The organism is Geobacter sp. PheSNFMC (assembly GCF_059620965.1).
The window spans coordinates 1-13462 of record NZ_JCAMRN010000015.1; the positions used below are offsets into that span (position 1 = coordinate 1).

A 13462-nucleotide genomic window follows, 5' to 3' on the forward strand; every position below is an offset into this window, starting at 1 on the left:
AGAGCTCGGTGAATTACTACAACCTGGTGATCGAGGGCAGGAACTTCCAGCCAGGGGCAACGCTGTCAATCGAGGAGAGCGGCCTGCAACTGGGGCTTAACGCGGGGGGGGGCAAACGCCTCAGGGCAGGGGCAACAGGGGAACGAGACATGCTGATCTACGTGGACTGTTCGAGACTGGTCTACCAGCGGTATCCGGTCGATCCGACCGACAAGGATCTACGGTTGCAGGTCATCAATCCCGGTGGCGAAACCAGCTCGGTCGTACAGGTATCCGCTCCGTAAAACAAACGGCGCGCCGGACGGAAAGCAACCGCCGGCACGCCGGAATGCGTCTGATGCATGAGGGGCAGAGAGTGCGGAGCCTTCGGCTATCCCTTGTGGGACTTGTAGTTCAGGACCTGCAAATCCCCCTCGACCCTCTCGACACCTTCGACGGCGGTGGCGAGGCGGATCGCCTCCCGTTTTTCCGCCTCGGAATGCACGTGACCGGAGAAGTTCACTACCGTGCCGGACACGCTGATCCTGAAATGGATGTACTCGATGTCGGCAGACTTGAGAAAGGCCGTTTCCACTCTCTTGGCAAGAATGGTTTCATCGATCACCTGCTTCAGACGCTCCTCCCCCTCCTTGAGCCGGGGGTCCTTCGCCGCCGCGATGATGCTTTCGATGATCGCAGTCTGGCTCATGCGCTCGGTGTTAAACGTCAGGTCGTAGCCGAGCGAATCGTTCCAGTTGCGGTTGAAATAAAAATGAATGAAGCCGCCCCGCTGGTGATCGCTCTTGCGGATCAGTTCCCGCGCCAGATCAGGATCGATCCATTCGCGCTCGGAAAAGCTTTCAACCCGGTGTTCAAAGGGGGCGATGAAGCGGATTCTGAGAATATTCTCCACGTCGGAGAGCAGGTCCTGGGCGCCGCGGCCGTACAGGATCACGTTTCCCTGTTTGACACAGTCGAGAATTACGATTTCGATGGTGTTGAGATGTGCGGCATGCATCCGGTCCTCGGTAGTGATATAGACCGGCGGCTTCTCGTCCACCCGCTTGAGGAGCTCCTTGTCAAGGCCGTAACGGGGTGCAAGCTCCGCGATCTTATTGCCGTCGACAAGGGTATGTTTGAGGCGCTTGGCCACCTCGCGGGCAATCTGGTAAGCTCCCGTACCCATCTCTCTGGAGATCGTAATTACTGCCATGTGCCCTCCTGTTCTGGGGAAAGTGACTAATCCTAGCATGAGGAATTGGTGTATACAAGGAGTTATTTTGACCAGCAATTACAGCATGTTAAAGTCTATACGCCGGCGTGCGGACGAGGTGTGTCGTGAACGGCGCCTTTGATCTCGTCATCCGGTTCCTTCTGTTCGCCATGCTTCACTCGGTTGCGGCCCTGCCAGGCGTTCAGCAGCGCATCGGCAACGTGTTTCCGAGGGGATTCCGCTTCTATCGGGCAGCCTACAATCTTGCCGCACTGGTCACCTTCGGGTGGGTTATGGCTGCATGGCCCCTGTCACCGGTTATCTATCTGGTGCCCGGTGCGGGAAGCCTGGCTTTCCATGCGGTGCAGGCCTTCGCCCTGCTGCAGATGATACGCTGCGTCTCCCGGACCGGCATGGCGGATTTCCTCGGCATCCCGCACCTGAGGCGGGAGATTGCCGCACACGAGTTGGTCACCACGGGATGCTACGGCACAGTCCGCCACCCGCTCTACGGGCTATCCATGGTCTTTTGCCTCTTCAACCCGCTCATGACCGTGAAATGGCTCTTGTTTACCCTTATGGCAGGGGGATATTTCGTGGTGGGGGCCGTGGTGGAGGAACGGAGGCTCGAAAGGGAATTCGGTGACGCCTATCGCAGCTACCGGCGCCAAGTTCCGATGTTCATCCCGCGGATGGGGAGATTCGCGGCGAAAGAGTAGCGGTGCCTCTCAGTGCGACCGTGCGCGTAGGAACGCTGCGGCCGCGTCAGGGGTAAGCGGCTGGCTGAAGAGGAACCCCTGGACCTCGGCACAGCCGTTTGCCCGGAGAAAGGCGAACTGCTCAAGGGTTTCGACCCCTTCGGCAATAACGTTCAGACCAAGGTTGCGGGCCATGGCAATGATGGCGGCCGTCAAGCCCGCCGCGGCCGGATCGGCGGAAATGTCCCGGACAAAGGAGCGGTCGATCTTGAGAGCATCGAGCGGAAAGCGCGACAGCCTGCTGAGGGACGAGTAGCCGGTGCCGAAATCGTCGACGGAAAAACGGACCCCCATCTTCTTCAGATCGCGAATGACCGCTGCCGCATCCTCTTCGTTGGACATGAAGACCCCCTCGGTGATTTCCAGCTCCAGATGCGACGGAGGCAGCCCGGTGGCGCGCAGCACCTTCCTCACCAACTCGGCCAGGCGGCGCGACCGGAACTGGAGGCTGGAAAGATTAACCGCCACCCGTACCGGCGGGAGCCCCTCATGGAGCCAGGTAACCGCCTGGGCACAGGCGTTCCAGAGAACCCACTCGCCAATCGATGCGATCAGGCCGGTTTCCTCGGCCAAGGGGATGAAGTCGTCCGGCGGGACCACGTCGCAACCCGGCCGGTGCCAGCTCAACAGGGCCTCCATCCCCACCACGCGTCCCGTGGCAGCATCCAACTGAGGTTGGTAGCAGAGGCGGAATTCATTCCGTTTGAGCGCCCAACGCAGGCTGTTTTCCAGGGTCAGCCGCTCGAGCGCCATGGCGTTCATGGAGCCCGAATAGTACTGATAGGTATTGCGGCCCAGTTCTTTGGCGTGATACATGGCCGTGTCCGCATTGCGCAGAAGCTGGTCGCAGTCTTCGCCATCGGCTGGAAAGAGGCTGATGCCGATGCTTGCCCCCACGAAGACCTCGTGGCCGCCGATAACGTAACGTTTCGACAGGGCGGTGATGATGCGTTGCGAAACCCTGGCGGCATCCTGGGGATGGGCCAGATCGGTCAGCAGAATGGTGAACTCGTCCCCGCCCATGCGGGAGATGAAGGGGCTCGCATCCTCGTGGGAGGCATGGGTGAGCGTATCGCTGCGCCGCAGGCATTTCATCAGCCGGCCGGCCGCCTCCTGAAGCAGCCGGTCGCCCGCATGGTGCCCCAGGGTATCGTTAACCTTTTTGAAGTGGTCGAGATCCAGGAACAGGACTGCCATCATGAAGCCGTTGCGCTGGGCAAAGGCCAGGGCCTGCTCCATCCGCTCCTCGAACTGGAACCGGTTGGGCAGTGCCGTCAGGGTATCGTGATGGGCAAGGTAGCGAATCCGCTCTTCGGCAAGGGTGCGGTCGGTTATGTCGTGGACCGTTCCCACCAGCCTTGACGTCCGCCCGTCATCTGCGGACAGAAGCTCGGCATGCTGGCTGACGATCCGCTCAACACCATCATCGAGAACGATCCGGTGATCCATGCAGTAGCCGATACCGGTCCGGAACGCCTGAAAGATGGCCTTCTTGACCGTTACCCGGTCTTCGGGATGCACCCGGCGCATCAGGGCCCGGTGACTCTTCCCCTGCCGATGGTCCCTGATGCCGAAAATGCGGCACGACTCCTCGGAGCAGGTAAAGACGTTGGTCTCCAGGTCGAACTCCCAGTTTCCCAGGCGGGCAATGCGTTGAGCGTTGTACAGCATGGTCCTGCTCTTGTGAAGCTCATCGAAAGCGAGCTTGGCGCGCAGCAGATAACGGATACGACGGGGCAGCAGAACCCAGTCGATCGGCTTGGCCAGGAAGTCCGAGGCCCCTGCCTCGTAGGCTTCATCAATGGCACCGGTATCATCGAGACTCGTCATGACGACGATCTGAGCGCGGTCTCCTCCCGGCAGACGGCGAATACGCCGGCAGACGTCAAACCCGCCCATGCCGGGCATCACCACGTCGAGCAGAACGATGTCGGGGACAAGCCGGCTGAACATCTCAATGGCGGTAGCGCCGTCGCCGGCCTCGACCACCGCGAAGCCCCCCTGCTCCACGGCGCGCCGGGCAAGGACGCGCACCAGCTCATCGTCGTCAATGATCATTACGGTGGTTGAGGCCCCGTCCTTGCCCTCTTTTCTCATCTCACGCTCCGGTGCGCTCATGCTCCAGCGCGGCACACACCCTGATGAATTCCGACTCCATGCGTGAAAGCAGCCGCAACGGCAGGGCGTCTTCCCCTTCGCCGGGTCGTTCCATCTCCCCGCACAGGGCTGCGAGGGCAACGGCTCCCAGATTGAGGCATCCCGATTTGAGGGTGTGGGCGGCCCGACGCGCAGCAGGCAGGTTCTCCCGTGCCAGTGCCTCCCTCATGTCACGCAGGTGCCGCGGTGAATCGGAAATGAAGATATCAATGACACGGTCGAGGAGCCCCTCGGATCCGCCCGCCTCCAGGGCACGAATGCCATCCAGAATGTGACGGTCGAGGATGCCTTCCGCCTCCCCGCTCCCCTCTCCATCCGTGCCAGCGCATGTTGTGAACGGCGCCGCTCCGTCAGGCGTGCTCAGCCAGCGCCTAAGAACCGTCACCAGGTCATGGCGCAGAACCGGCTTGATGAGGTAATCATCCATTCCCGCCACCAGACAGGCCTCCCGGTCCCCAGCCTCTACCCTTCCGGTGAGGGCGATGATGTGAGTTCGGCCTGCGAGCTGTCCGGCGCGCTCCATGCGGCGGATTTCGGTGGTGGCGACAATCCCGTCCATGCCTGCCATCTGGCAATCCATGAACACCATGTCGAACCGATCCGCCGAGATGGCAGCCACTGCGTCGGCACCGTCCGGGACCACCACGACATCCGCGCCGAGGCTCCGGAGCATCTCCTGCAGTACCGTTCGGTTGACGGCGTTATCCTCTGCCAGCAGCAGGCGGAACGGGAAAGACCCGACTGCTTCAGGGGACGGTTCCGGCTCCGGCTCACCCGTATCCGGCACCAGCGGCAGGGTGACCGTAAACCGGAAGATCGACCCGCACCCCGGCTCACTGTCGCAACTGGCCGTACCCCCCATGAGCTCCACCAGGTGGCGGACAATGGCGAGCCCCAGCCCGGTTCCCCCGAATCGGCGGGTATTGGAGTCATCGGCCTGGGTGAACGGGTGGAACAGACGGGGCAGCATATCCTGGGGAATGCCGATCCCCGTATCGCTTATGATGCAATTGAGTCGGCAGATCCCCCCCTCCACGCTCCCGCGAACAGTCAGGGTGATGGTCCCCTTGAGGGTGAATTTCACGGCATTGTCGAGAAGATTCCCCAACACCTGGCGGAGCCTGTGACGGTCACCCATAAGCCGGTCGGGCACCTCCCCTTCCATGGCGTATTCCAGGAAGACCCCCTTCTGGCGAGCCCGCTCACCATAGATGGTGGCCATTTCTTCAAAGACACGGCGGGCCGCAAAGGGCAGTTGTTCCATCTTCAGCTTTCCCGACTCAATACGGGAAAAATCGAGCAGATCATTAATGACCTGCATGAGCAGTTCGCCGGATGATCGGATGATCTCCGCATACTCGCGCTGCTTGTGTTGAAGGTCGGTTTCGAGAAGGAGGCTGACCATGCCGAGAACGCCGTTCATGGGCGTACGGATTTCGTGACTCACGTTGGCCAGAAACCGTGATTTCGACTGGCTGGCGGAATCAGCGGCCTCTTTTGCCTTGCTCAGGTCGGCAACAGCCCGTCCCAGTTCCTCGTTGGTCCGCGACAGATCCTCGGTGCGGCGGGTGACTTCCGCCTCCAGGTCTTCGCGATTCCGCTTCAGACTCGCGTCGCTCTCTTCGATGATCTGAAGCATCCTGTTAAAGCCCGACACGAGTTCGCCGATCTCGTCGACGCCCCCCCCCGCGGCCCGTACCGAGTAGTTGTGCTCTTCAGAAACGCGCCGCGTAACCTCAAGCAGCTCGGTAATAGGCGCAGAAACCCGTCGCTGCAGCTTTGACGAAAGAACGTAGGCAAAGGCGGAGAGCATAATCAGCAACGCCCCTCCGCTCAGCGCATACCAGCGCAAACGCGAACGGATCTCCCGATGATCGGCCCGCAGATAGACGGTGCCGATGACTTCACCGTCTAACGTTACCGGCCTGAACACGTCGAGGTGATCGCCATGCCAGCGGTGACTGGGGAGGGGATCTCCCACCTTTTCCACCATCTGTTGCCGATACTCGATCCAGGTGGTCACATCATCTGCCGACGAGTCTGAGGCGGGCGATGCCAGTGACCCCTTCCGCCGGTAATGCGCAAAGATCGAACCATCCTTGAGGTAGATACGCCCCACGATGATGTGCGGGTCCGCCTTGAGGACATCCAGCATCTCCGATACGGTGCGGACATCGTTAAACACGATGCTGGCCGCGCTTTTATCGCCAACGACCTCTGCAATGATCTCCAGCCGTTTCCGGAGTTCTGCGGGCTCCATTGTCAGGTCCCGCGCCACGAATCCGGCAAACGCCAGGATCAGCACTGTCACGCAGGTGGCCATGGTGACCAGGGTGAGCCTGCGGTCAAGGGACAGGGATATCCCCCTTGTCATAGGCCCTTCCCCATAGTGCCGCGCCTGCGCACTGCGGTCTCAAATGCATTGTTATTACATCTTTTAAACATACTCATAACAGAACGCTAAAACGCACCGAAAGACACGAGCGGGCGATAACCCGCTTGCGACGCCGACCCGGGAAATCAGACGATCCTGACCCGTTTAACGCCGGACACGGACGCCACTGCATCCATGATGCCGCATGCGGGACTGCGGGAAGTGGCTTTGACCTGGTAGGAGATCCGGAGACTCGCGGCAGTCACATCCCGTTCCACACTCATCGTAAGCACCTGGAGGCGACACTCTTGCAAGATATGTTCGATACGTTCCAACTGTCCTTCCAGGTCGTCGCTCCAGACCTTGACGGACGTGTACATATCCCGGGAAAGCAGTCCCTCGACCCTTTTGAGCAGAAGGAGAGCCGCCAGCGAGATGGCAGTCACGAACAGCGGGATGGCGAACAGGCCGATGCCGCAGGACAATCCGATGGCAGCGGCGACCCAGAGGCAGGCAGCAGTGGTAAGCCCTCGGATGGAGGTCCCTTCACGGATTATGGCCCCGGCTCCCAGAAAGCCGATGCCGGTCACCACCTGGGCCGCCACACGGCCGGGGTCGACGCCTATGGGGCCTATGCCGCTCGTGTTGGCATAGAGGCGATGGAACTCGATGGAAGTGGCAACAAAGAGACAAGCTCCGAGGGAAACGAGCAGGTGGGTTCTGAAACCGGCGGGCCGGCCGTGGAGTTCGCGCTCCAAACCAATGAGGGCGCCAAGGACGGACGCGAGAACAAGTCTCCCTATCATCTCCAACGTGAAATCCATGGTTCCTCACAGGCGTCGGCACGTGGTCCGACGGCGGGTGGTGTCAGCCGGCGGCTGGCTCCGGCGCGAGCGCAACGGTCAGGGTGTAGCGGGACTCGCGGCCACCGGCCCGAACCGCGAGAGTCATGCGGCAGCCCCCGTCACTGACGGTCGGGGTGCCGACCAGGTGCAACTCGGGCTCTCCCCCGCCGATGACCGGAACCTCAGGGGACACAGGCTGGCCGCCGACGGCGGACGATGCTGTATCCCCGCGCTCCGACTGCCGGGCGACCCCATCGCCAGGAGGTTCCCCCACGTCCGCAGTGAAGCCCTCCACCCCTTCGCCGTCAGACGCCTGCCGGGCCCGCAGGTTCCGGATCACCGACGAGACCACGCGCGACAAGGCGGACAGGATGCCTTCCCCCGTGACAGCAGAGCAGGGGAGCGCAACCGCATCGACTCCCAGCTCGCAGCGCAGGTCGTCGGCGGAAACGGCATCCGGCAGGTCGCTCTTGTTGCACACCATCTCAAATGGCAGCGTCGAAAGGTCCTGGCCGTACCCGCGGAAAATCTCCCTCAAATCCTCAAGACTCCGCCGGGTGCCGGCAAAACCGCCGGGAGAGGCGTCCGCGACGAACACCACCCCATCCGCACCCTTGAGCACCATTTTCCAGGTGGCGAGATCGGCAACCTCGCCCTGCACCGTGTAGAGATGAAAACGGACCCGGCTGCCGTTCACCTCGCCCAGTTCCGGCGGCATCACATCAAAAAAGAAGAGGCGATCCCGGTGCCCCCCCACGGTTTTGAGGGGCCCCCGGTGCTCCTGCTTCAGCTTGCCGTGGATATGGCGAAGCAGCGTGGCTTTACCGGAAAGGGGTGCGCCGAAGAAGACGATCTTGGCGTTGATCTCGCGTTTCGCGCTGTTGAGCAGGGCCATGGGAATCTCCGGAAAGATGGTGCGTCAAGGCGCAGTTGCCCCCGCTACCGCTTCTCTTTTTTTGCAATGAGCAGCTTCCTCGCCTGGGTCGAGAGAACCGTCTGGATGTTCTTGCTCTTGGCCAGATGGGCCAGGTCCTTCTCGGTCAGGGTCGTCAGCAGGCGAAGCGCTGAATGGATCGGGGTCTTGGGATTCTCGACCAGTGCCTTGCGGATCTGGTAATTCTTGAGCCATTCCTTGCTGGCGCAGACGACCCTGAGAATCTCATCGTTCTGGATCGATGACTTGACAATGGCAAGGACTTCCGACTCGGTAATGCGCGGGTTTCTGATAACCGTCCCCGACACGAGCTTGTTGGAGTCCTTGATGAGAATCATCCGCCATTCCTTGTCGCCGGTCTGGCCTATCTTGATCTTCTCGGCAACCCCCATCACCTTGGCGAGCTGATATTTGCTCTTGAACTGCTCACTCTCCTCGTCCACCGGTTCATCATCCTCTTCGAGGGCCGATTCATCCTGCGGCGGGTGCTCTGCAGCGTGCACAGGGTGCACTGCCGCCGTTCCCGTTGCCGCGGCAATCCCCCGTTCGGCCAGAAAGGCACGGGTACCATCGTCGCAATTGGGGTGAACGGCGATGTGGGCGGCCAGTTCCCCGTGCCGGTAGTGGAGACGCGCAAGGGCATCCAGAACGCGGGGGTGAAGGGTACGGCACGCCACTGCACCGGCCAGGACGGCCAACGGCATGTCTCTCAACCGTTTTCTCGCGCTCCCGTGGACCGCCGTATCTGCATCCAGGGCAAGAAAAAACAGGACCGTCACCTCCTCGGCAGCGGGAAGCGCATGCGCTCCGGCGGTGACCCTCAGTTTCTCCTCCCGGGGTGTATCCTTGCGCAGAAGTGCCGCTGCAGCGGATGATATTCTCAGGGTAACTGCCAGGACGTTCCTCCCGCTACTTGCCGGCCCCGGTAAGGACAGGCTTGAGCCCGGCCTTCCTGAGCATTGCCGCGGCCTTGAGTGCCTCGTCCTTCGTCTCGAACGTGCCGGCGGTCAGCACAAGGGTGGGCACGGATACCGACGCCTTGCGCAGGGCCACCTTTATCCCCAGGGAAGCCAGCCGGGCCTGTTCGCGGTGGGCCCGCTCGGCAACGAAATAGGATCCGGCATAGACCCGATAGATACCGCCTTCGTTCAGAATAAACCCTTCCACCGTGGCATCCTTGAGGCGGGCAAGCTCCCGGCGGGCGCCTTCCTGATCAGCGGCCTCGGTCAGCAACAGGCGGACCATCGGTTCCTTCTTTTTGTTCCCTTCCTTCACAACCGGTGCGAGCCCGGCGTTCCGGACCCGGTCCTTATCCTTGTCCATGGCGGAGGGAACAACATATTCGCCGATTCTGAGGGTGTACGGCCCCGTGGCAGGTACTTTCGCGCCGGTGGCTGCGCTTTTCGCCACAGCGGCGGCCGTGGGCTTCTCCTTCCTGGCTGTCGCAGCAGTCCCTTTTGTGTCGCCGATCTTGGCGGCTGCTGCGACCGGTTCGGCTGTTAAAGGCTTTTTCTTGCCGGAAGCACCACCATCCGCCTTTGCGGCAACAGCGGCTTCGGGCTTTGCCCCCTTGTCGGCAGCCGGCTTTGCGGCTGGCGCGGCTTTCTTTGCGGCTTCCGCCTTGGCCTTGCCCACTGCGGCAGGCGCCGGTGCGGGTTTAGCCGGAGCGGCCTTGGCCACTGCCTGGGGCGCGTGAACCGGCTTCGCGGCCTTGGCAGATGCGGGTTCGGGCTTTTTTACAGCATCCCTGGGCGGCGCGGCCTTCGGGGCCGGCTCTTTCTGAGCCTCGGCTTTCCCGGCCTCCGGCTTGGCAGGCTCGGGTTTGGCGGGTTCGGCTTTCGGGGCAGCGGCAAGCTCGTTTGTCGCCGCGTCCTTGGCACCTTCACCGGCAGGCTGCCCCTCGGGCCGCGGAGGGATGGGCTGCTTGACCTGAACCGGCTGAACCGGTGCGGGAGCCTTCGCTTCTTCACGGGGCTTGATGAAACCGGTGAAATAGTAGAGGTACCCGAATACCGCCACGAGCAGCAGGAGAACGAGCAGGAGTACCCGTGTGTTGCCCCCTTTGTTTTCAGGCTCCCGGCCCGCGGGCTCCTGATCGAATTCGATGTTCATAACGCTCGTTACCTCCTCCGGAAACCGCTGCCGTGCGCAGGGCGGCGGAGCAGCGTGCCGTACGCTCCGCCGCCCGTGACCGCAGCAGCTTAATGGTTATTCTTGCCTTCCGCCTTCTGGGCCTCGGCAACGACCTTCTGGGCCAGATGCGTCGGCACTTCCTCGTAGTGGGAGAACTCCATGGTGAACAGCCCCCGGTCGCTCGTCATGGACTTGAGATCGTTGGCATAGGCCAGCACCTCGGACATGGGGACCACGGCACGGATGATCTGGGAATTGGCCTTGGGCTCAACACCCACCACCTTGCCCCGCCGGGAGTTCAGATCACCGATGACGTCGCCCATGGTCTCTTCGGGCACGGTGACCTTCATGTTCATCATTGGCTCCAGCAGTACCACCTTGGCCGTCTCCATGGCCTTCTTGAACGCCAGGGAGCCGGCCACCTTGAATGCCATTTCCGATGAGTCCACCGTATGGAAAGAGCCGTCATAGACCGCCGCCTTGAAGTCCACCAGGGGGTAGCCGGCCAGGAAGCCGTCCTGGGAGGCCTCGAATATCCCTTTTTCCACGGCCGGAATATACTGGCGGGGGATGACGCCGCCCACGATCTTGTCTTCGAACTGGAACCCATCTCCCCGGCCGAGCGGCGAGAATTCCACCCAGCAGTCGCCGTACTGACCCCGGCCGCCGGACTGTTTCTTATACTTGCCCTGGGCCTTGACCTGGGCTTTGAAGGTTTCCAGGTAGGGAACCTTCTGGGTCTTCATTTCCACGTCAACGTTGAACTTCCGCTTGAGCTTCTCGATGGTCACTTCCAGGTGAACCTGCCCCATGCCGGAAAGGATCAGCTCGCGGGTCTTCTCGTCGCGGCGGACCTGGATGGTCTGGTCCTCTTCCATGAGCCGCTGGAGCGCGCCGTGGATCTTGTCCTCGTCATTCTTGGTCTTGGGCTGGACCGCGTAGGAAATTACCGGCTGGAGCGGTTTTGCCGGCTCGTAGACGATGGGGTGATCCTTGTCGCAGAGGGTGTCGCCCGTGAGGGTTTCCTTGAGCTTGGCCACCGCAACGATGTCGCCGGCAACGGCCTGCTTGATCGGCTTCTGCTTTTTGCCCTCCAGCTCATAGATCTGGCCGATCCGCTCCTCGCATTCGCGGACCGGATTGTAGATGGTGGAGTCTGAGTTGAGGGTGCCGGAATAGACCCGAAAGATGGATATCTTGCCGGTGTAGGGATCGGAGGTGGTCTTGAAGACCAGGGCCGAGAAGGGCTCACTCTCCTCCGGTCGCCGCTCGGTCGGTTCGCCGTTCTTGGGGTTGGTGCCGGCAACGGCTCCACGGTCCAGGGGGGATGGCAGGCAGGCGCAGATATAGTCCAGCAGATGGCGCACCCCGATGTTCATGGTGGCCGAACCGCAGAAGACCGGCGTGAAGGTGTACCGCAGGGTTCCCACCCGCAGGCCGTCCAGGATCTCCTCCTCGGTCAGCTCGCCCGTTTCCAGGTACTTCTCAGTGAGGCCGTCATAGGCCTCGGCCACGGTTTCAACCAGATGTTCGCGGAGCCGCTGGGCCTCGTCACGGTACTCGGCGGGAATGTCTTCTTCCGTGAAGGTGCCGGAGGTGTCTTTGGCGTAACGATACGCCTTCATGGTGATCAGGTCGATGACCCCCTCGAAGGTCTCGGCCGCGCCAAGCGGCATCTGGACGGCAACCCCACGGGCCTTGAGCGATTTCTCCATGTCGTCGATGGCCCGCAGGAAATTGGCATATTCCCGGTCCATCTTGTTCACGAAGGCGATGCGCGGCAGCTCGAACTCGTTGGCCCACTCCCAGACCTCCTCGGTCTGTACCTTGACCCCCGAGATGGCGGAGAGGATGACGACGCAGCCACCCAGGGCACGCATGCAGGCCCGGGTATCGGCGATGAAGTTGCCGTAGCCGGGGGTGTCGACGATATGCAGTGAATGACCGTTCCACTCGCAGTGGTCCAGGGAGGACGAAATCGTGATCTTGCGCTTGATTTCCTCGGGCTCGAAATCCATGGTGGAGGTGCCGTCGTCCACCCGGCCGAGGCGGTCGATCATCCCGGCCGTGTACAGGATGGCCTCGGCAAGCGAGGTCTTGCCGGCGCCCCCGTGGGCCACAATTCCAAGGTTTCTCAGCTTCGCGGTATCATACTTGCCCATACATCCTCCCGTGACGTGTAAGGTAGGGGTCGACGCCGACCCGTGATTCCCACAGTGGGCACTTCACATCCGCTGCAATTATCCGCTGTCTCACTCCCTGTTTCGTTCGTACAGTATGCGCAATCCCTCCAGTGTCAGATATTCCTCAACAGCATCGATGGTCTTGGACTCGGGAGCCAAGAGCGACGCCAGCCCCCCGGTGGCGACGACCCGGGGCGCATCCTTGCTCTCGGCCTTCATCCGGGTGACGATCTCATCCACGAGTCCCACGTAGCCATAGTAAATTCCCGCCTGCATCGAATTGACCGTGTTCCTGGCAATGATGACAGGCGGACGCACGATATCAACCCGGGGCAGCTTGCTGGCCCGCTGGAACAGGGCCTCGGTGGAAATGACGAGTCCCGGCGCGATGGCCCCCCCGCAGTACTCTCCCTTGCGGTTCACGTAGTCGAACGTAGTAGCGGTGCCGAAATCGACGATAATGAGAGAGGTGCGGTATTTCTCGTACCCCGCCACCGCGTTCACGATCCGGTCGGCCCCCACCTCGCGGGGGTTGTCGTACTGGATCGGCATGCCGGTCCTGATGCCCGGGCCCACCACCAGGGGGCGCATCCCGAAATACCCCAGGGAAAGGCGCTCCAGCACGCCGGTGAGGGGCGGCACCACCGAGGAAATGATCACGGCGCGGATCTGATCGAGCCCGAGACCGGCCAACCGGAACAACTCATTTATGAGAATACCGTACTCGTCTGCGGTACGGGCCTTGTCGGTCGAGAGACGCCAGTCCCGTACCAGACGCTCGCCGTCGTAGATGCCGAGCACGATGTTGGTATTCCCCACGTCTATGACAAGAAGCACTACGTCCTCCACACTGTGAGACGTCCTCCGGGAATACGGCGTTACCGCC

10 protein-coding genes and 1 pseudogene are annotated in these 13462 nt (G+C 61.7%); 2 read left to right on the forward strand and 9 right to left on the reverse strand.

Annotation, left to right across the window (positions count from 1 at the left end; translation table 11 throughout):
• Positions 1 to 284 (forward strand): annotated as a pseudogene (locus AC6CDK_RS04850) (IPT/TIG domain-containing protein); the annotation flags it as partial.
• Positions 285 to 370: 86 nt separating this feature from the next.
• On the opposite strand, the gene AC6CDK_RS04855 reads toward AC6CDK_RS04850, so the two are convergent.
• Positions 371 to 1192 carry a cytidylate kinase family protein gene (locus AC6CDK_RS04855; protein ID WP_039644225.1) on the reverse strand — a complete coding sequence of 274 codons (822 nt, stop codon included), beginning with the start codon at positions 1190 to 1192 and terminating at the stop codon, positions 371 to 373.
• 125 nt (positions 1193 to 1317) lie between these two features.
• On the opposite strand from AC6CDK_RS04855, the gene AC6CDK_RS04860 reads away from it, so the two are divergent.
• A complete protein-coding gene (locus tag AC6CDK_RS04860) occupies positions 1318 to 1911 on the forward strand; it encodes a methyltransferase family protein (protein WP_039644223.1) in 594 nt (197 codons plus the stop codon).
• Positions 1912 to 1920: 9 nt separating this feature from the next.
• Here AC6CDK_RS04860 and AC6CDK_RS04865 read toward each other — a convergent pair whose 3' ends face one another.
• The 8 genes from AC6CDK_RS04865 to AC6CDK_RS04900 form a co-directional block, all read right to left on the reverse strand.
• The gene (locus AC6CDK_RS04865) at positions 1921 to 4047 is read right to left on the reverse strand and encodes a putative bifunctional diguanylate cyclase/phosphodiesterase (protein WP_039644221.1); all 2127 of its coding nucleotides are present in this window, start codon (positions 4045 to 4047) and stop codon (positions 1921 to 1923) included.
• A 1-nt stretch (position 4048) separates the two neighbouring features.
• Complete coding sequence (locus tag AC6CDK_RS04870) at positions 4049 to 6481, reverse strand: ATP-binding protein (RefSeq protein ID WP_066357318.1); 2433 nt, start codon at positions 6479 to 6481, stop codon at positions 4049 to 4051.
• A gap of 146 nt (positions 6482 to 6627) precedes the next feature.
• A complete protein-coding gene (locus tag AC6CDK_RS04875) occupies positions 6628 to 7305 on the reverse strand; it encodes an MgtC/SapB family protein (protein WP_039644218.1) in 678 nt (225 codons plus the stop codon).
• A 43-nt stretch (positions 7306 to 7348) separates the two neighbouring features.
• Positions 7349 to 8221: a GTP-binding protein gene (locus AC6CDK_RS04880; RefSeq protein ID WP_039644216.1), complete on the reverse strand. Its 873-nt coding sequence runs from the start codon at positions 8219 to 8221 to the stop codon at positions 7349 to 7351.
• A 44-nt stretch (positions 8222 to 8265) separates the two neighbouring features.
• The gene (locus AC6CDK_RS04885) at positions 8266 to 8964 is read right to left on the reverse strand and encodes a hypothetical protein (RefSeq protein ID WP_318258765.1); all 699 of its coding nucleotides are present in this window, start codon (positions 8962 to 8964) and stop codon (positions 8266 to 8268) included.
• A gap of 205 nt (positions 8965 to 9169) precedes the next feature.
• Positions 9170 to 10372, reverse strand: coding sequence for an SPOR domain-containing protein (locus AC6CDK_RS04890; RefSeq protein WP_192905012.1), 1203 nt, complete (start codon positions 10370 to 10372; stop codon positions 9170 to 9172).
• A gap of 89 nt (positions 10373 to 10461) precedes the next feature.
• Complete coding sequence (gene fusA, locus AC6CDK_RS04895; protein ID WP_039644208.1) at positions 10462 to 12555, reverse strand: elongation factor G; 2094 nt, start codon at positions 12553 to 12555, stop codon at positions 10462 to 10464.
• 90 nt (positions 12556 to 12645) lie between these two features.
• Positions 12646 to 13413 carry a type III pantothenate kinase gene (locus tag AC6CDK_RS04900; protein WP_039644206.1) on the reverse strand — a complete coding sequence of 256 codons (768 nt, stop codon included), beginning with the start codon at positions 13411 to 13413 and terminating at the stop codon, positions 12646 to 12648.
• Positions 13414 to 13462: the final 49 nt, after the last annotated feature.

Bases quoted from the DNA above. Each gene is read 5' to 3' on its own strand.
- AC6CDK_RS04880 (WP_039644216.1), bottom strand. From the start codon at position 8,221: ATGGCCCTGCTCAACAGCGCGAAACGCGAGATCAACGCCAAGATCGTC.
- AC6CDK_RS04855 (WP_039644225.1), bottom strand. From the start codon at position 1,192: ATGGCAGTAATTACGATCTCCAGAGAGATGGGTACGGGAGCTTACCAG.
- AC6CDK_RS04875 (WP_039644218.1), bottom strand. From the start codon at position 7,305: ATGGATTTCACGTTGGAGATGATAGGGAGACTTGTTCTCGCGTCCGTC.
- fusA (WP_039644208.1), bottom strand. From the start codon at position 12,555: ATGGGCAAGTATGATACCGCGAAGCTGAGAAACCTTGGAATTGTGGCC.
- AC6CDK_RS04870 (WP_066357318.1), bottom strand. From the start codon at position 6,481: ATGACAAGGGGGATATCCCTGTCCCTTGACCGCAGGCTCACCCTGGTC.
- AC6CDK_RS04865 (WP_039644221.1), bottom strand. From the start codon at position 4,047: ATGAGAAAAGAGGGCAAGGACGGGGCCTCAACCACCGTAATGATCATT.
- AC6CDK_RS04890 (WP_192905012.1), bottom strand. From the start codon at position 10,372: ATGAACATCGAATTCGATCAGGAGCCCGCGGGCCGGGAGCCTGAAAAC.
- AC6CDK_RS04885 (WP_318258765.1), bottom strand. From the start codon at position 8,964: ATGCCGTTGGCCGTCCTGGCCGGTGCAGTGGCGTGCCGTACCCTTCAC.